The sequence below is a fragment of the Geodermatophilaceae bacterium NBWT11 genome, from assembly GCA_014218215.1.
Lineage (GTDB): Bacteria > Actinomycetota > Actinomycetes > Mycobacteriales > Geodermatophilaceae > Klenkia.
The window spans coordinates 3,654,996-3,671,224 of the sequence record CP043652.1; the positions used below are offsets into that span (position 1 = coordinate 3,654,996).

Annotated in this window: 18 protein-coding genes and 1 other RNA gene; 11 read left to right on the plus strand and 8 right to left on the minus strand. The window is 76.1% G+C overall.

The window, feature by feature from the left end; all coding sequences use genetic code 11:
• The first annotated feature begins 13 nt into the window (after positions 1 to 13).
• The 5 genes from F1C76_17760 to rnpB all read left to right on the plus strand — a co-directional run bounded on the left by F1C76_17760 (position 14) and on the right by rnpB (position 3,832).
• Positions 14 to 367: a hypothetical protein gene (locus F1C76_17760; protein QNG38168.1), complete on the plus strand. Its 354-nt coding sequence runs from the start codon at positions 14 to 16 to the stop codon at positions 365 to 367.
• Between the two features lie 61 nt (positions 368 to 428).
• Complete coding sequence (locus tag F1C76_17765) at positions 429 to 1,946, plus strand: MFS transporter (protein ID QNG39346.1); 1,518 nt, start codon at positions 429 to 431, stop codon at positions 1,944 to 1,946.
• Positions 1,947 to 1,965: 19 nt separating this feature from the next.
• On the plus strand, positions 1,966 to 2,664 hold the full coding sequence (locus F1C76_17770; protein ID QNG38169.1) for an alpha/beta fold hydrolase: 699 nt from the start codon (positions 1,966 to 1,968) through the stop codon (positions 2,662 to 2,664).
• 16 nt (positions 2,665 to 2,680) lie between these two features.
• Positions 2,681 to 3,400, plus strand: a complete 720-nt coding sequence (locus F1C76_17775) for a PIG-L family deacetylase (GenBank protein QNG38170.1) — start codon at positions 2,681 to 2,683, stop codon at positions 3,398 to 3,400.
• Positions 3,401 to 3,429: 29 nt separating this feature from the next.
• Positions 3,430 to 3,832, plus strand: an RNA gene (rnpB, locus tag F1C76_17780) — RNase P RNA component class A.
• Positions 3,833 to 3,838: 6 nt separating this feature from the next.
• Here rnpB and F1C76_17785 read toward each other — a convergent pair.
• Positions 3,839 to 4,684, minus strand: a complete 846-nt coding sequence (locus tag F1C76_17785) for an NAD(P)H-binding protein (protein ID QNG38171.1) — start codon at positions 4,682 to 4,684, stop codon at positions 3,839 to 3,841.
• An 81-nt stretch (positions 4,685 to 4,765) separates the two neighbouring features.
• On the opposite strand from F1C76_17785, the gene F1C76_17790 reads away from it, so the two are divergent.
• The 3 genes from F1C76_17790 to F1C76_17800 are packed head-to-tail and all read left to right on the plus strand — an operon-like array spanning position 4,766 to position 8,170.
• A complete protein-coding gene (locus F1C76_17790; protein QNG38172.1) occupies positions 4,766 to 5,467 on the plus strand; it encodes a helix-turn-helix transcriptional regulator in 702 nt (233 codons plus the stop codon).
• A 19-nt stretch (positions 5,468 to 5,486) separates the two neighbouring features.
• Entirely contained in the window at positions 5,487 to 7,448 is a 1,962-nt protein-coding gene (locus tag F1C76_17795; protein QNG39347.1) for a glucosamine-6-phosphate deaminase, read from the plus strand.
• Positions 7,445 to 8,170: a GntR family transcriptional regulator gene (locus tag F1C76_17800; GenBank protein QNG38173.1), complete on the plus strand. Its 726-nt coding sequence runs from the start codon at positions 7,445 to 7,447 to the stop codon at positions 8,168 to 8,170. The genes F1C76_17795 and F1C76_17800 overlap by 4 nt, the downstream gene beginning before the upstream one ends.
• Before the next feature lies 1 nt (position 8,171).
• Here the strand turns inward: F1C76_17800 and F1C76_17805 are convergent, their stop codons facing one another.
• The 7 genes from F1C76_17805 to F1C76_17835 all read right to left on the minus strand — a co-directional run bounded on the left by F1C76_17805 (position 8,172) and on the right by F1C76_17835 (position 14,110).
• A complete protein-coding gene (locus F1C76_17805) occupies positions 8,172 to 9,119 on the minus strand; it encodes an ROK family protein (protein ID QNG38174.1) in 948 nt (315 codons plus the stop codon).
• Complete coding sequence (locus tag F1C76_17810) at positions 9,116 to 9,856, minus strand: copper homeostasis protein CutC (GenBank protein ID QNG38175.1); 741 nt, start codon at positions 9,854 to 9,856, stop codon at positions 9,116 to 9,118. The genes F1C76_17805 and F1C76_17810 overlap by 4 nt, the downstream gene beginning before the upstream one ends.
• Positions 9,853 to 10,815 carry an asparaginase gene (locus tag F1C76_17815; protein ID QNG38176.1) on the minus strand — a complete coding sequence of 321 codons (963 nt, stop codon included), beginning with the start codon at positions 10,813 to 10,815 and terminating at the stop codon, positions 9,853 to 9,855. Before F1C76_17815 ends, F1C76_17810 begins: the two co-directional genes overlap by 4 nt.
• Complete coding sequence (locus F1C76_17820; GenBank protein QNG38177.1) at positions 10,808 to 11,680, minus strand: amino acid ABC transporter permease; 873 nt, start codon at positions 11,678 to 11,680, stop codon at positions 10,808 to 10,810. Before F1C76_17820 ends, F1C76_17815 begins: the two co-directional genes overlap by 8 nt.
• Positions 11,677 to 12,321 (minus strand): amino acid ABC transporter permease, encoded by a 645-nt coding sequence (locus F1C76_17825; protein ID QNG38178.1) that lies wholly within the window; start codon positions 12,319 to 12,321, stop codon positions 11,677 to 11,679. Before F1C76_17825 ends, F1C76_17820 begins: the two co-directional genes overlap by 4 nt.
• A gap of 33 nt (positions 12,322 to 12,354) precedes the next feature.
• On the minus strand, positions 12,355 to 13,308 hold the full coding sequence (locus tag F1C76_17830; GenBank protein ID QNG38179.1) for a glutamate ABC transporter substrate-binding protein: 954 nt from the start codon (positions 13,306 to 13,308) through the stop codon (positions 12,355 to 12,357).
• Positions 13,309 to 13,381: 73 nt separating this feature from the next.
• Positions 13,382 to 14,110 carry an amino acid ABC transporter ATP-binding protein gene (locus F1C76_17835; protein ID QNG39348.1) on the minus strand — a complete coding sequence of 243 codons (729 nt, stop codon included), beginning with the start codon at positions 14,108 to 14,110 and terminating at the stop codon, positions 13,382 to 13,384.
• 172 nt (positions 14,111 to 14,282) lie between these two features.
• Between F1C76_17835 and F1C76_17840 the strand changes: the two genes are divergently transcribed.
• The 3 genes from F1C76_17840 (at position 14,283) to F1C76_17850 (ending at position 16,166) form a co-directional block, all read left to right on the plus strand.
• On the plus strand, positions 14,283 to 15,455 hold the full coding sequence (locus F1C76_17840) for an ROK family protein (protein QNG38180.1): 1,173 nt from the start codon (positions 14,283 to 14,285) through the stop codon (positions 15,453 to 15,455).
• 72 nt (positions 15,456 to 15,527) lie between these two features.
• Positions 15,528 to 15,761 carry a hypothetical protein gene (locus F1C76_17845; protein ID QNG38181.1) on the plus strand — a complete coding sequence of 78 codons (234 nt, stop codon included), beginning with the start codon at positions 15,528 to 15,530 and terminating at the stop codon, positions 15,759 to 15,761.
• A 24-nt stretch (positions 15,762 to 15,785) separates the two neighbouring features.
• Positions 15,786 to 16,166, plus strand: a complete 381-nt coding sequence (locus F1C76_17850; GenBank protein QNG38182.1) for a hypothetical protein — start codon at positions 15,786 to 15,788, stop codon at positions 16,164 to 16,166.
• The last annotated feature ends 63 nt before the right edge of the window (positions 16,167 to 16,229 follow it).

Below are 16,229 nucleotides of genomic sequence, written 5' to 3' on the forward strand. Positions count from 1 at the left end.
CTACGGTTCCCGCATGGGGATCGACGTGCGCGCAGCGGGACTGGCCGTGGCTCTGGGTGGTTCGGGGGTGCTGCACCTGGTCCGGCCCCGAACGTTCACGTGGATGGTGCCGCCGGAGCTGGGTCCCGGGCGGCCCTGGGTGACCGGCAGCGGGGTGGCCGAGCTGGCCACCGCCGCGCTGCTCGCCGTCCCCGCCACGCGGTCGGTGGGCGGCTGGGCCGCCGCCGGCCTGCTCGCCGCCTTCCTCCCAGCGCACCTGCACACCCTCCGGGTCACCTCCGGCCGGGCCCGGGCCGTCGCCGCGGCGCGGATCCCGTTCCAGGCTCCGATGATCGCGACGGCGCTCCGGGTGGCCCGCGGGGTGTGACCAGCGCCGCTTCCGCAGGCGGAGAGGTTGGGGTGAGCAACTGCCGGGCATGACCGGCGCCATGCGCAAGTGGTGGCCGCTCGTCGCGGTCTGTGCCGGCACGTTCATGCTCCTCATCGACGTCACGATCGTGAACGTCGCTCTGCCGGACATCGCGACGTCCCTGGGCACCTCGTTCGACCAGCTCCAGTGGGTGGTCGACGTCTACGCCCTGGCCCTGGCCGCCCTCGTGCTCGGAGCCGGGTCACTGGCCGACCTGTACGGGCGCAAGAAGCTCTACCTCGGCGGGCTGACGCTCTTCGCGGTCAGCTCGCTGGCCTGCGGCCTCGCCCCGAACGCCGAGCTGCTCATCGCGGCCCGCGCGGTGCAGGGCATCGGTGCCGCCGCCATGTTCAGCACCACGATCGCGCTGCTGAACGCGATCTACCGCGGCCGCGACCGGGGGACGGCGTTCGGCATCTGGGGCGCCGTCGTCGGTGCCGCCGCTGCGGCCGGCCCGATCCTGGGCGGGCTGCTCACCGAGCTGTCCTGGCGGTGGATCTTCCTGGTCAACCTGCCGGTGACGCTGTTCGCCGTGCTGCTGACCCTCAAGGTGGTGGAGGAGTCCAAGCAGTCCGGCGCCCCGCACCCCGACGTCCCCGGCATCGCCACCTTCACCCTGGGCGCCGGCGCGATCGTCTACGGCCTGGTCGAGGCCGCCGCCAACGGCTGGGCCGACCTCGGCTCCTGGGGCCCGATCGTCGCCGGGTTCGTCGTCCTCGCCGGCTGGGTGGTCATCGAGCTGCGCCGCGAGGCCCCGATGCTCGACCTCCGGCTGTTCCGCACCACCCGGTTCACCGGCATCATGATCGGCTCGCTGCTGCTCAACCTGGCCGCGTTCGCCAACTCGATCTACCTGTCGCTGTGGCTGCAGTCGATCCTCGGCCTCAGCCCGCTGCAGGCCGGTGCGGTCTTCATCCCGCTGTCGGCGGTCAGCTTCGTCGCCGCCGCGGTCGCCGGGAAGAAGCTCACCGACCGGTCCCCGCGGGTCGTGCTGGCCGTCGGCCTGGCGATCATCGGTGCCGGCGCGCTGCTGATGGCCCGGGTCGACGGGGGAGCGAGCTGGGGGATCCTCGTCCCCGGGCTGGCCGTGCTGGGCCTGGGTGTCGGCATCTGCAACCCCGTCGTCACCTCCGCCGCGCTGGCCTCGGTGCCCCGCGAGCGCAGCGGGATGGCCTCCGGGGCGGTGAACACCGCCCGCCAGCTGGGCTTCGCCGTCGGGGTCGCCGTCCTCGGGTCGGTGTTCGCAGCCGGCACCACGCGCGCGCTGACCGAGGCCGGCGCCGACGACCCGACCGGGACGGCGTCCGCGCTGTCCGGTGGGCAGGCCCAGCAGGTGATCGGTTCGGCCCCCGCCGACGCCCGCGGGGGGCTCACCGAGCTGCTGTCGGCTGCCTACGCCGACGGCCTGCGCGACGTGCTGCTGGTCGCCGGTGCCGCCGGGCTGGTCGGCGCCGTGCTGGTCGCCCTGCTGGTGCGCGGGCCGAGCCCGCAGACCGAGTCACCCGCCCCCGAGCGCGCGGAGGCCGTCCGCAGCTGAGCCGGGCCATGATGGCCCGATGAGGGACGTCGTGCTGGTCCACGGTGCGTGGCACGGGGCGTGGAGCTGGCGGCGGGTGCTGCCGCTGCTCTGGGCCGAGGGTGCGCGCGCGGTCACCGTGTCGTTGAGCGGGGTGGGGGAGCGGCCCGGGGTCACCGGGGTGACGCTGCAGACCCACGTGGACGACGTCGTCGCCGTCGTCCGGGCCGAGGAGTGCCGGGGGGCCGTGCTCGTCGCGCACAGCTACGCCGGGGTGTCGGTGACCGCCGCCGCCGACGTGCTCGGGGACGCCGTCGGCCCGCTGGTCTACGTCGACGCCGTGCTGCCCGAGCCGGGGGAGTGCTGGTCGTCGCTCAGCCCGCCCGACACGAAGGCGGAACGGCGCGCCCAGATCGCCGCCGACGGGGTGCTGCCCGCACCGCCCGCGACGGTCTTCGGGCTCACCGGGGACGACGCCGCCTGGGTGGACCGCCGGCAGACCACCCACCCCGGCGGGGTCTACGACGACCCGGTGCACTTCGACGCCGCGCGGTGGTCGGCCCGCCCGCGCACCTACGTCAGCTGCACCGCTCCGCCGCTGGCCAGCATCGACCCGTCGCGGGCCCGGGTGGCCGGGCAGCCCGGGTGGTCGATGGTGGAGCTGGCCACCGGGCACGACCCGATGATCAGCGCGCCCGGGGAGCTGGCCGCCGTCCTGCTCGACGTCGCCCGGAGCTGAGGACCAGACTCCGGGCATGCCTGCCCCGTTCCCCACCGACTGGTCCCGCGCGCTCGTGGTCGCCGCGCACCCCGACGACATCGAGTACGGGGTGGCCGCCGCCGTCGCCGTGTGGACCGCGGCCGGCAAGGAGGTGCACTACCTGCTGGCCACCCGCGGGGAGGCCGGGATCGCCGGGATGCCCCCGGCCGAGGCCGGGCCGCTGCGCGAGGAGGAGGAACGCCGCTCTGCCGCCGTCGTCGGGGTGACCGAGGTGGAGTTCCTGGACCACCGCGACGGCACCCTGGTCGAGGGCCCGGCGCTGCGGCGTGACCTGGCCGCAGCGATCCGCCGGCACCGCCCCGAGCTGGTGGTCACCCTGCACGGCGGGGACACCTGGACCGGACCCGACGTCACGCCGGCCGCCTGGAACTCCGCGGACCACCGGGCGCTGTCCCGCTCGGTGCTGGACGCCGTCGCCGACGCCGGGAACGAGTGGATCTTCCCGGAGCTGACCGGGGAGCCGTGGTCGGGTGCGGAGTACGTCGCGGTGCAGACCATCGGCGACCCGCCGCACGTCGTGGACGTCGCCGACGGCGTGGAGCTCGCCGTCGCCTCCCTCACCGAGCACCGCCGGTACCTGGAGGTGCTGGCGCCGGACGTGCCGGTCGAGGAGCAGGCGCGGCAGGTGGTCGACCAGGCCACGCTCACCGAGGACGGCGACCGGCGGGTCGGGTTCCGGCTCTTCTGGGGCTGAGTCACCGGTAGGCTGCCCAGCACGACGGACGAGTCGGCTGGGCGGCCGCGTGGCGCGGGGGAGACCCCGGGTCCCGAGGAACGTCCGGGCTCCACAGGGCAGGGTGGTCGTCAACAGCGACCCGGGGCGACCCGCGGGACAGTGCCACAGAGAACAGACCGCCAGTGCTCGCACTGGTAAGGGTGAAACGGCGGTGTAAGAGACCACCGCACACCGGGTGACCGGTGTGGCTCGGTAAACCCCACCCGGAGCAAGGTCAGGAAGGTGCGGCGGCTCGCCGCCGCACTGCGGAGGCGTTCGAGGGCTGCCCGCCCGAGCCTCCGGGTAGACCGCTCGAGCCTGCGGGCAACCGCAGGCCTAGATGGATGGCCGCCCATCGGGAGGCCGTGAGGCACCCGGGGACAGAACCCGGCGTACAGGCCGACTCGTCCGTCGCCCTCAGCCCGCCAGCTGGTCGCGCACCGTGCGCGGCTCCCGGCCGAGCAGCTGACCCAGCAGCGGGTCCGTGCCGGCGAAGAAGCCCTGCTCGGCCGCCTCGTACATGCCCAGCGTGAAGCGGGCCACGCCCTCCGGGCGACCCGCGGCCAGCTGCCCGGCGAGCCACGCGTCCCGGCCCACGACGGCGAGCTCCACCGGACTCCCCGACACCTCGGCGGCCTTGCGGGCGACGTCGGCGAACGTGGGGGCGGCGCCGGCGGTCATCGTGACCGGGCCGTCGTACCCGCCGCCGGCGGCCAGCACGACGGCGGCGGCCTCGGCGGCGTCGTCCCGGGCGGTCCAGGAGACGGGGCCCTCCACCGGGACCGTGACGACCCCGGTCTCCCGCCACGGTCCGGCCAGCCAGTCCAGGCTGTGCGCGTAGAAGCCGTTGCGCAGCGACGTCCAGGCCAGCCCGGAGTGCTCCAGCAGATCCTCGGTGGCCGCGTGCACGCGGGCGGGGGCGAAGGGCGATCCGGCGGCGGCGCCCTGGTGGCTGGTGTACAGCACCCGCCCGACGCCGGCGGCCACCGCGGCGTCCACGGCCGCCCGGTGCAGCGCCACGGCATCGGCGCCCGGGTCGTTCGAGGACACCAGCAGCACCTGGTCGGCCCCGGCGAAGGCCGCGCGCATGGCAGCCGGGTCGTCGTAGCCCGCCTGCCGGACGGCGACACCCCGCTCGGCGAAGCGCTGGGCCCGGGCGGGGTCGCGGACGGCGACGGCGACCTGCTCGGCCGGCACCTGCTCCAGCAGGTGGTCGACGGTGGCGCCGTTGAGCGCGCCGGTGGCCCCGGTGACGACGATCATGGAGTGCTCCTCGTATCGCTGGTACCTCGTTGGTGTTATCGACGATAACCACGATGCCGGACCGGCGCTATCGTCGGCGGCATGACAGCGGCGACCACGACCCGGGCGGCGATCGTCGAGGCGGCAGCGCGCCTGCTGCACGAGGCCGGGCCGGACGCGGTGACCACCCGGGGGGTCGCCGAGTCGGCCGGGGTGCAGGCCCCCGCGATCTACCGGCTCTTCGGGGACAAGGACGGGCTGCTGGAGGCGGTGGCCGAGCACGTGCTCGCCGGACACGTAGCGAGCAAGGCGGCGGTCGTCCGGGCGGCCACCGACGAGGGCGTCGACCCGGTCGAGGACCTGCGGGCCGGCTGGCGGGCGCAGGTCGAGTTCGGCCTGGCCCACCCCGGGGTCTTCGCGTTGCTCAGCGACCCGGGCCGGGCACCCCGCTCGGCGGCGGCCCGCGCGGGGCGGGAGGTCCTCGCCGCCCGGGTGCACCGGGTGGCCCTCGCCGGCCGGTTGCGCGTCGGCGAGCACCGGGCCGCCGAGCTCGTGCACGCCGCCGGCACGGGGCTGGTGCTGGCCCTGCTCGCCACCCCGCCGGCCGACCGGGACCCCGCGCTCGTCGACACGATGATCGAGGCGGTGCTGGCCCGGGTCGTCGTGGCCGGCCCCGCCGCGGACGGCGACGGAGCGGCCGCCGCGGTGGCGCTGCGGGCCCGGGCCGCCGACCTCGGGGTGCTCACCCCGGCCGAGCAGCGGCTGCTGGTCGAGTGGCTGGACCGGGTGGTCGCGGCGGGCTGACCGGTCTGGTCTACTGGTCATGACCGGTCAGACCAGGAGGTGCCGTGCCGACCACCCTGCGCGGACGTCTCGTCTCCGGCGGCACGAGCACCGACGACGCGGTGCTGGTCCTGGACGGCGACCGGGTCACCGCCGTCCTCGACGCGGTCGACCACCCCGACCCGCCCCCGCCGACCGGCCACCTCCTGCTGCCGGGCCTGGTCGACGTGCACTGCCACGGCGGCGCCGGCGGCTCGTTCCCCGACAGCGACGAGGCCGGCGTCCGGCGCGCCGCGGCCCACCACCGGTCCCGGGGGACGACGACGCTCGTCGCCTCCCTGGTCTCCGCGACACCCACCGTGCTGCGGGACCGGCTGGCGCTGCTGGCCCCCCTGGTCGGCGACGTGCTGGCCGGCGTGCACCTGGAGGGGCCGTACCTCTCCGCCGCCCGGTGCGGTGCGCAGGACCCCGCGGCCCTGCGCCCGGGGGACCCGGCAGAGCTCGAGACGCTGCTGTCGACCGGGGCCGTCGTGTCGGTGACGTTCGCCCCGGAGACCGACCACGCCGCCGAGCTGCTGGCCGTCTGCCGGGCGCACGGGGTGCTCCCCAGCCTCGGGCACACCGACGCCGACGCGGCCACCACCGCCGCGGTCGTCCGGGCCGCCGGGCCTCCGGTGAGCGCCACGCACCTGTTCAACGGCATGCCCCCGCTGCTGTCCCGGGCCCCCGGTCCGGTGGCCGCCTGCCTGGCCGCGGCCGCCCGGGGCGACCTCGTGGTCGAGCTCGTCGCCGACGGCGTGCACCTGGCCCCCCAGACGGTCGCGACGGTGTTCGACCTGGTGGGCCCGGACGCGGTCGCGCTGGTCTCCGACGCCATGGCGGCCGCCGGGGAGCCCGACGGCGCCTACCGCCTCGGCGCCCTGGACGTGACCGTCCGGGAGGGGGTCGCCCGGCTCGCGCACGACCCGACCGCGATCGCCGGGGGCACCGCGACGCTGTCGGACGTGCTGCGCCGCACGGTCCGCGACGCCGGCGTCGACCTCGCCGCCGCGGTCACCGCGGCCACCCGCACCCCCGCCCGGCTCTTCGGCCTGGATACCGAGGTCGGCGAGCTGACCCCGGGCCGGCGCGCCGACGTGCTGGTCACCACCCCCGACCTGGTCCCCGTCGCGGTCTACGCCGCCGGGGTCCGGGTGCACCGAGAGGAGAACTGACCGTGGAGGTCGTCGTCCTGCCCACCCCCGAGGACTGCGGACGGGTGGTCGCCGACGTGGTGACCGTCGCCGTCGAGGGCGCCGCCGGCGAGGTGACCATCGGCCTGGCCACCGGCTCCTCACCACTGCTGGCCTACCGCGAGATCGTCGCCCGGCACGCGGCCGGGCTCCGCTTCGACGCCGTCACCGCCGTCCTGCTCGACGAGTACGTCGGCCTGCCCGCCGGGCACCCGGAGTCCTACCGCGAGGTCATCCGGCGCGAGCTCACCGACGCCCTGGGCATCGACCCGGCGCGGGTGCACGGGCCCGACGGGTCGGCCGCGGACCCGCTGCAGGCCGCCCGCGACTACGAGGCGCTGGTCACCGGGTTGCGGCCGGTCGCCGTCCAGGTGCTGGGCATCGGGGCCAACGGGCACGTCGGGTTCAACGAGCCGGGCTCCTCGCTGGCCAGCCGCACCCGGGTCAAGACGCTCACCGAGCAGACCCGCCGGGACAACGCCCGGTTCTTCGGCGGGGACGTCGACGCCGTCCCGCGGCACGTGCTCACCCAGGGGCTGGGCACGATCTCCGCGGCCGAGCACCTCGTGCTCGTGGCCACCGGCGAGGCCAAGGCCGCCGCCGTCGCCGGCGCGGCCGAGGGACCGGTGACGACGTCCTGCCCGGGGTCGGTGCTGCAGCTGCACCCGCACGTCACCCTGGTCGTCGACGAGGCCGCCGCCGGGCGCCTGCAGCGCGCGGACTACGCCCGGTACGTCCTGACGCACAAGCTGGTCGGGCAGGGCTGGTGACCGACCCCCTCACCCGGGGTCCGCAGGCACTGCACGAGCAGCTGCGGGACCGGTTGTTGGCATCGGCCCGGGGCCTGCCTCCCGGCGCCGCGCTGCCCAGCGAACGGCAGCTGTGCGAGGTGCACGGGGTCAGCCGGATCACCGTCCGCGAGGCCGTGGGTCAGCTCGTCGCCGACGGGGTGCTGGTGCGCGTGCCCGGGTCGGGCACCTTCGTGGCCGAGCGGCCCGCCCGTTCCCGGCTCCACCTGGCCTCCTTCGCCGAGGACATGCGACGGATGGGCCTGCAGCCCTCCACGGTGGTGCTCGAGGTGGCCTCGGCCGTGCCGCCCCCGCCGACCCGGGCGGCGCTGGCCCTCCGGGCGGACGAACGGGCCTGGCACGTCCGCCGGCTCCGGCTGGCCGACGGCGAGCCCATGTCGGTCGACGACGGCTGGTGGTCGGCGACCGTGGCCCCCGACCTGGACGCCCACGACCTCACCGGCTCGCTGTACACCCTGCTGACCGACGCGTACGGGGCCACCGTCGACCGGGCCGAGCAGTCCGTGCGTGCCGCCGAGGCCGACCCCGGGACGGCGACCCTGCTCGGCCTGGCGCCCGGACGGGCGGTGCTGTCCTTCGACCGCGTCGGCCGCGCGGGCGGGCGGCCGGTGGAACACACCCGGTCGGTCTACCGCGGCGACCGCTACGAGGTGGCGACGACCCTGGAGCTGGGGCGCGACTGACTCACCGGGCCGGGACGGCCCGCCAGCCCACCAGGTCGGCGGAACGGCCGACGTGGGTCATCGCCATCGCGGCGGCGCCCAGCGACCCGGCCAGCGACCCGAGCCGGGTCAGGTGCACCGGAGGCGCCGGGCGCCAGGTCAGCCCGGCCGCCAACCCGGCCCGGACCGGGTCGAGCAGGTCGGCGGCGGCCGCGGTCAGCCCACCACCGAGGACGACGACGGAGGGGTCCAGGAGCAGGGTGGCGGTCACCAGGGCATCGGCCAGCGCGGACGTCGCGTCGGCCCACACCTCCCGGGCCACCGGGTCCTCGTCCAGCCGGCCGACCACACCGGCGGCGGACCGGGCCTGCCCGGCGCGGGCCTCGTAGCGGCGGGCCACCCCGGCGCCGGAGGCGTAGACCTCCAGGCAGCCGCGCTGCCCGCAGGGGCAGGGCTCCCCGCCGGGCCGGACCGGGGCGTGCCCGATCTCGCCGGCCGCCCCGGTGCCCCCGGCCAGGGGGCGTCCACCGCTGACCAGCGCCGCGGCGATCCCGGTGCCGATGGTCACCAGGAGCACGTCGTCCACCCCGTGCGCGGCGCCCAGCAGCTGCTCGGCCAGACCCGCGGCCCGCACGTCGTGGCCGGTGGTGACCGGGACGCCGGCCCGGGCCTGCAGGGCCGCGCGCAGCGGCAGGTCCCGCCAGCCCAGGTTGGAGGCGTACCGGACGGTGCCGGTGGCCTCCTCGATGAGCCCGGGGGTCACCACCCCGGCACCGACCACGGTGAGCCCGTGGCCGGCGGCGAGGACGGTGAGCCGGTCGAGCTCGGCGACCAGCCCGTCGACCGGGTCGGCCGCGGGGACGGTGGCCCGGCGCTCCTCGTGCACCACCCGGCCGTCGGTGGCGACGAGCAGGGCCTTGGTGGTGGTCCCCCCGACGTCCAGGCCGAGCACGGCGGACCCGTCGCTCACCCCGCCCGCCGTCCGCGCAGGGCCGCGACGACCGCGGCCACCTCGTCGGTGGAGGTGATCGTGCGGGTGCCGGTGTCGTAGACGACCGGGGTGGCGCTGCGGTGGCCGGGGGAGCGGACGGTCCGGGCGGCGCGCAGGTGCACCGCGGGGACGCCGGTGTCCGCCACCAGCCGGGCGACGTGGTCGGCCCGCACGCCCCCGCCGGCCATGACCTCGATCCGCCCGGCGGCCTGCTCCACGAGCGCCCGGAGGGTGGCTGTGCCCTCCCGCGCCGTGGTGGCACCGCCGGAGGTGAGCACCCGGGCGACCCCGGCGGCGACCAGGTCCTCCAGGGCCGCCGGCTGGTCGGCCAGGGTGTCGAAGGCGCGGTGGAAGGTGACCGGTGCGCTGCCGGCGGCGGCGACCACCGCGTCCAGTGCCGCCCGGTCGACCCACCCGCCGGGGCTCAACGGGCCGACGGTGACCCCCACGACCGGCAGGGTGCGACGGGCGGCGGCCACGTCGGCGCAGACGACCTCCAGCTCGACGGGGGAGTGCACGAAGTCCCCGCCCCGCGGGCGCACCAGCACGGTCACCGACAGCGCCGGTGCCCGGCTCGCCAGCGCGGCCAGCGTGCCGGCGCTCGGGGTCACGCCCCCCTCGCCGAGGGCTGCGCAGAGCTCGACCCGGTCGGCCCCGACCGAGGCCGCGGCCAGCGCGCCCTCGACGTCGTCGACGCAGATCTCGACGGTGGTCACCGGCCGACCACCGTGGCCCCGGGTCGGACCTCACCCACGGGCACGCCGCCGCCGAGCACGGGCACGGTCTCCAGGTCGGCCACCGGGGAGGTGTCGACCCCGAGCCCCCGGAGCACGGCCAGCGCGACGACGGTGGTGGCCCGCGGGCTCCCGTCGACCACCTTCATCGCCACGGCCCGACCGTCGGGACCGGCGACCCCGATGACGCCCTCGGCGCCGCCCTTGGCGACCACCCCGGGCAGCTCGGCCATCAGCCGGCTGTTGACGTGCCCGCGGCCGCCGACGAACTCCGGGTGGGTCCGCATCGCCGTGGCGACCCGGGCGGCCGGGCCGTCGGCGGCCAGCGCCAGGGACCGGAAGGCGGTGGCCAGGCCGCGCACCGTCGTCCCGAAGAGGGCGGCGCCGCAGCCGTCGACGGCGGTGTGCCCGACCGGCCGACCGGTCTCCCGGGCGACGACGTCGTGCACCAGCCGCTGCAGCGGGTGGTCGGGCTGCAGGTGGCCCTCGGTGGGCCACCCGTTGACCGCGCAGGCCAGCAGCATCGCCGCGTGCTTGCCCGAGCAGTTCATCCGCACCCGGGAGGGGCCCTCGCCGGCCCGGAGCAGCCGCAGGCGGGTCTCCTCGTCCTCGGGCAGGTCCGGCGGGCAGCGCAGCGCGGACTCGTCCAGCCCGGCCTCCGCCAGCACGGCCCGGACGACGTCGACGTGCCGGTCCTCGCCGGTGTGCGACCCGGCCGCGATGGCCAGGGCCGGGCCGGCCAGCGGGGCGCCGGCCTCCAGGCAGGCCAGCGCCTGCAGCGGCTTCGTCGTCGACCGCGGCAGGACGACGGCATCGGGGTCGCCCAGCTCCAGGGCGACGGACCCGTCGGCGGCCAGGGCCACCAGCGAGCCCAGGTGCCGGCTCTCGACGAGACCGGAGCGGACGACGACGGCGAGCTCGGCGAGCACGGGGTCAGACACGGGGGGCCTCCACGGCGGGTGCGCCCGGCTGGGCGGGGGTGGCGGGGGCGATCGGGGCGGCCGTCCTCGTCGTCCGGCGCCTCAGGCGGGAGGCCAGCGCGGAGAGCAGGCCGTTCACCACGAGGTAGACGAGCGTGACGACGAGGAACGTCTGGATGAGCAGCCGGTTGTAGGCGCTGAGCACCTGCGCCCGGTACAGCAGCTCGGTGAAGGCGACGACGTAGCCCAGCGAGGTGTCCTTGAGCAGGCTGACCAGCTGGACGACCAGCGACGGGGTGACCGCGCGCAGCGCCTGCGGCAGCACCACCGCGCGCATCACCTGCAGCCGCCGCATGCCCAGGGAGTACCCGGCCTCGGTCTGTCCGCGGGGCAGGCTGAGCACCCCGGCCCGGACGATCTCGGCGAAGGCGGCCGCGTTGGCGATCGTCAGCGGGACGACGAGCTTCCACAGCACCGGCAGGTTGATCCCGTAGGCGGGCAGGCCGAAGAGCATGAGGTAGATCAGCAGCAGCACCGGCAGGGTGCGGAACACCTCGATGAACCCGGTGCACAGCCAGCGCAGCGGCCGGATCGGGCTGAGCCGGCCCAGGGCCAGCAGCACGCCCAGCGCACCGCCCAGGACGGCGACGACCGCCGCCGCGAGCAGGGTGCCGCGCAGCCCGACGAGCAGGTACTCCCAGATGGGCCAGGACAGGAACGGCGTCCAGCGGTCGGCGTCCAGCTGCCCGCGGGAGGCGAACTGACGGAGCATCAGCGCCACGACCCCGGCGAACACCAGCACGCTGACCACGGAGGCGATGCGGATCCGGCGGCGGCCGCGCGGACCGGGCTCGTCGTAGAGGTGGGCGGTCTCGGGCTGCCTCATCGGCGGATCGCCACCCTCTTCTCGATGCGGCCGGCGCCCAGCCCGATCACCAGCGCCAGGGCCATGTAGACCAGCCCGGCCGCGCCGAAGATCGGGATCGGCTGGGCCTGGACCAGGTTGACCTTGTTGGTCGCGCTGGTCAGCTCCACGACCCCGACGGTCGCGGTCAGCGCGGTGTTCATCAGCAGCGCGATGAGCACGTTGCCCAGGGGCTGGACGACGGTCCGCGCGGCCTGGGGGACGACGACGAGCCGCAGGGTCTGGGAGAGCGTGAAGCCCAGTGCGCGGGCGGCCTCGACCTGCCCGCGCGACACGGTGTGGATGCCGCTGCGCAGCGCCTCGGCTACGTAGGCGGCCTCGTAGACGGTGAGCACGACGATCGCCGTGGTCACCAGCGGGGCGATCAGCCCGGCATCGGGCAGGGCGAAGACGGCGAGCAGCAGCAGCGCCAGCAGGGGGACGTTGACCAGCACCTGGACGTACCCGAACGCCGCGGCGCGCAGGACGGGGACCGGGCTGACCCGGGCCACCGTCACCAGGGTGCCGAGCACGAGGGCACCCACGGCGGAGGTGACCAGGACGAACACGGTGGTGCCCAGGCCCGAGAGGAGCTGGGGCCAGGCGTCGACGAGGGCGCTCAACGGATCCTCCTGCCGGCGCTGCTGCTGATCAGGTCAGGAACCCGGGACGGAGCCGATGGCCGGCGGCTCGGGCGTGCTGCCGTCACCGACCGTGCCGAGGGTGGCGTCGAAGACCGCGGCCCAGGAGCCGTCGGCGTAGATCTGCTCGAGCCAGTCGTTGACGAAGTCCTTGAAGTCCGGGTCGTTCGGCGGCAGGCCGATGCCGTAGGCCTCCTCGGTGAACGGCTGGCCGACCACCTTGATCCCGTCGTTGGACTCCGCGTCGGCGGCCAGCAGGGTGTAGTCCTGCACGTAGGCGTCGCCGCGGCCCTGGGTGAGGGCCTGCACGCACTGCGGGTCGGTGGCGAAGCTGACCACCTCGGCCGTGGGCTGCTGCTCGGGCACCGCGGTGACGGCGGGGGTGTTCGCCCCGACGATGACGGTGCGGCCACCCAGGTCGTCGATCCCGGCGATGTCCTCGTTGTCCGCCGCGACGGCGACGGCCAGGCCGGAGACGAAGTACGGGCCGGCGAAGGAGATCTGCTCGGCCCGCTCCTCGGTGATCGTGTAGGTGTTGAAGACGACGTCGACGGTGCCGTTGGTCAGCAGCGCCTCGCGGGTCTCCGACGCCGGGGGCACGACCTCGATGTTCGGCTCGCCGATGATGTAGATCGCCAGCATCTTGGCCAGGTCGATGTCGAAGCCCTGGATGTCGTCGGGGTTGCTCGGGTCCTGCTGGCTCAGCAGCGGGGCGTCCAGGGCAGCGGCCACGCGCAGCACGCCGCGCTCGCGGATCGCGGCCATCGTGGAGTCCGACAGCAGGGCCGCGGCCTCGGCGACGGGCGCGTTGTCGTAGACCTCCTGCAGGGCGTCGTCCCCGCCGCCGCCGGCGGAGGGCGGCACCGCGGAGGAGCCCGAGTCGGAGCCCCCGCAGGCGCTCAGCGCGAGGGACGCGACCAGCGCGAGGGAGGCGGCGATCGTGGAGCGTCGCCGGAGGGTGCGGCTCATTCCTTGCCTTTCGACGGACCCGCCGGGGCGGGGGAGGACCGGCGCCGCGGACTCGCGCGCCGGAGCTGAGGGGTCAGTGCGTGAGGACCGCGGACAGGAAGCTGCGGGTGCGCTCGCTGCCGCCGCCGGCGAAGAACTCCTCTGGCGGGGCGACCTCGACGATGCGCCCGGCGTCCATGAAGACCACCCGGTCGGCCGCCCGGCGGGCGAAGCCCATCTCGTGGGTGACCACGACCATCGTCAGGCCCTCGTCGGCCAGCGCGGTCATCACGGCCAGGACCTCGGCGACCATCTCGGGGTCCAGCGCGGAGGTGGGCTCGTCGAAGAGCAACACCTTGGGCTGCATGGCCAGGGCGCGGGCGATGGCCGCCCGCTGCTGCTGGCCGCCGGAGAGCTGGGCGGGGACGTGGCCGGCCTTGTCGGCGATGCCGACCCGCTCCAGCAGGGCCATCGCCTCCCGGCGGGCCTGCGCTCGGGGGGTCTTGCGCACCATCACCGGCGCCAGGCAGACGTTCTCCAGCACGGTCTTGTGGGCGAAGAGGTCGAAGGACTGGAAGACCATCCCGACGTCGGCGCGCAGCCGGGCGAGCGCGGCGCCTTCCGCGGGCACGAGGACGCCGTCCACGCGCACCTCACCGGAGTCGACGGGCTCCAGCCGGTTGATGGTTCGACACAGGGTCGACTTGCCCGAACCCGAGGGGCCGATGACGACGACCACCTCCCCGGCGGCGACGTCGAGGTCGACGTCGCGCAGCACGTGCAGGGCACCGAAGTGCTTCTGGACGCCGCGCAGGCTGACCATCGGGGTGGCGCTGGGCGCGGTACCGGACACGGCTGACTCCTCCGGGGCAGGGGCGGGGTGTGACGCCGCGAACAGTAAGCACCCGGGGGTTGCACGCAAAAGACCCAGGAGTTAATCCAGAAAGGTTTTAACGGGCGGGACATTCGAGCCGATCGCGTGCTCTACTGCCGTCGTGCCTCCCGCCTCCCTCGCCCGCCCGGGGTCGCCGACGTCGCTGGTCTCCCTGGTCCGCCGTGGCCGGGCGTCCTCGCGCGCCGAGCTGTCCCGGCTGACGGGGGCGTCCCCGACCACGGTGGCGGGCCGGGTCGACGAGCTGCTGGGTGCGGGGGTCCTCGCCGAGGTCGCCGGGCCGGTGACCGGCAGCGGCCGCCCACCACGACGGCTGGCCCTGCGGCCCGGGCTGGGGGTGGTCGGGGCGGTCGGCCTCGGGGAGCAGCACGCCGACTGCGCGGTGCTCGACGTGACCGGCGGGCTGCTGGGGGAGCGCCGGGTGCCGGTCCGGGTCGGCGACGGGCCCGACGTCGTCCTGGCCACCGTGTCGGGGGTGCTGGGCGAGCTGCTCGCCGACCAGGGCCCCGCGGCGGGTCCGCTGCTGGGCCTGGGCCTGGGGGTCCCCGGGCCGGTCGCCTTCCCCGGTGGCGTGGTCACCTCCCCGGCTCGGATGCCCGGGTGGAACGGTGCCGACGTCGCCGCGGTCGCCCGGCCGCACCTGCCCCCGGGCACGGTGGTGGTGGTGGACAACGACGCCAACCTGATGGCCCTGGGCGAGCACGCGACCGACCCGACGGCCGAGCACCTGGTGCTGGTCAAGGCCGGGTCGGGGATTGGCTGCGGGATCGTGGTGGACGGCGCCCTGCAGCGCGGGGCCCGCGGGTTCGCCGGGGACATCAGCCACGTGACCGTGCCCGACGCGGAGCCGGTGGCCTGCTCCTGCGGGCGGGTGGGCTGCCTGGACGCGGTGGCCAGCGGGGCCGCGCTGGCCCAGCGGCTGCGCGACGAGGGGGTCACCGTCGCCGGGGTCGACGACCTGCTCGACCTGGCCCGGGACGCCCACCCGCAGACCACCCGGCTGCTGCGCGAGGCCGGCGGCCGCACCGGCACCGTGCTGGCCACCATCGTCAACCTGGTCAACCCCGACCGCCTGGTGCTCGCCGGCTGGCTGAGCCAGGCCGAGGCCTTCGTCGCCGGCGTCCGCTCGGCGGTGTACGCGCAGAGCCCCCCGCTGGTCACCGACGGCCTGGAGGTGCGGGTCAGCCAGGCCGGCCCGCGCGCCGGCCTGCTGGGCGCGGCCCACTCCGCCCTGGACGCCGTCTTCGCCGACCTGCCCCGGCTCACCTCCCGCTGACCCCGGGGTGGCGCGCTGTCCCCGGGCCGACCCCAGGCAGCGGGACGGACGCCGAACGCGCAGGGTCGGGGGATGAGCGACTACTGGACCGGCCGCGAGACGACGCCGGTGACCCTGCCCGACGCCGACGACGGCCGGACCGCCGAGCAGCTCGCCGGGCCCTGGCACGCCGTCGAGGCCGGCGGTGCCGACCTGTCCACGACCACCTCGTTGTGCAACGTCACCGTCCGGGTGTGGGGCGAGCAGGCCTTCGACCCCGGCGCCGAACAGGCCTGCCCGACCTGTGCGGAGCGCGCCTCGAGCTGACGCCGGGGTGCGGTGACGGCCAGCGTGGCGCAGCGGTCCGCCGACCTGCACCGTGTCACCCTCCTGGCCGTGGACCCGATGCTCGTCGCCGTCGCCGGCGCGGTGGGCGTGCTCGGGCTCGCGTGGGGACGGGCGGCGACCGAGCTGGCCCCACGGCTCGTGCGTGACCCGAAAGGGTCCGGTGGGACGACGACGCGGACCCTGACCCTCGCCCCGGTGGTGGCGCAGGTCGGCACCGGGTTGCTGGTGGCCGCCGTCGTCCTCCGGGTGGGGTTGGTCCCGGCACTCCCGGCCTGGCTGTGGTTCGCCGCCGGGGCCGCGCTCCTGACCGTCGTCGACCTGCGGTTCGCGGTGCTGCCCAACCGGCTGCTGGGCCCCTCGTCCTCGGGGCCCTGGGCCTGCTGACCGCCGCCAGCGTGGCCACCGGCACGTGGTCGGGTCTGGTCCGGGCCCTGCCGGGCGGTCAAC

What these genes read in the sequence shown, in the direction of transcription:
- F1C76_17760 (QNG38168.1), top strand. Translation starts at nt 14, where the DNA reads ATGGGGATCGACGTGCGCGCAGCGGGACTGGCCGTGGCTCTGGGTGGT.
- F1C76_17765 (QNG39346.1), top strand. Translation starts at nt 429, where the DNA reads ATGCGCAAGTGGTGGCCGCTCGTCGCGGTCTGTGCCGGCACGTTCATG.
- F1C76_17770 (QNG38169.1), top strand. Translation starts at nt 1,966, where the DNA reads ATGAGGGACGTCGTGCTGGTCCACGGTGCGTGGCACGGGGCGTGGAGC.
- F1C76_17775 (QNG38170.1), top strand. Translation starts at nt 2,681, where the DNA reads ATGCCTGCCCCGTTCCCCACCGACTGGTCCCGCGCGCTCGTGGTCGCC.
- F1C76_17785 (QNG38171.1), bottom strand. Translation starts at nt 4,684, where the DNA reads ATGATCGTCGTCACCGGGGCCACCGGCGCGCTCAACGGCGCCACCGTC.
- F1C76_17790 (QNG38172.1), top strand. Translation starts at nt 4,766, where the DNA reads ATGACAGCGGCGACCACGACCCGGGCGGCGATCGTCGAGGCGGCAGCG.
- F1C76_17795 (QNG39347.1), top strand. Translation starts at nt 5,487, where the DNA reads ATGACCGGTCAGACCAGGAGGTGCCGTGCCGACCACCCTGCGCGGACG.
- F1C76_17820 (QNG38177.1), bottom strand. Translation starts at nt 11,680, where the DNA reads ATGAGGCAGCCCGAGACCGCCCACCTCTACGACGAGCCCGGTCCGCGC.
- F1C76_17830 (QNG38179.1), bottom strand. Translation starts at nt 13,308, where the DNA reads ATGAGCCGCACCCTCCGGCGACGCTCCACGATCGCCGCCTCCCTCGCG.
- F1C76_17835 (QNG39348.1), bottom strand. Translation starts at nt 14,110, where the DNA reads ATGGTCAGCCTGCGCGGCGTCCAGAAGCACTTCGGTGCCCTGCACGTG.
- F1C76_17845 (QNG38181.1), top strand. Translation starts at nt 15,528, where the DNA reads ATGAGCGACTACTGGACCGGCCGCGAGACGACGCCGGTGACCCTGCCC.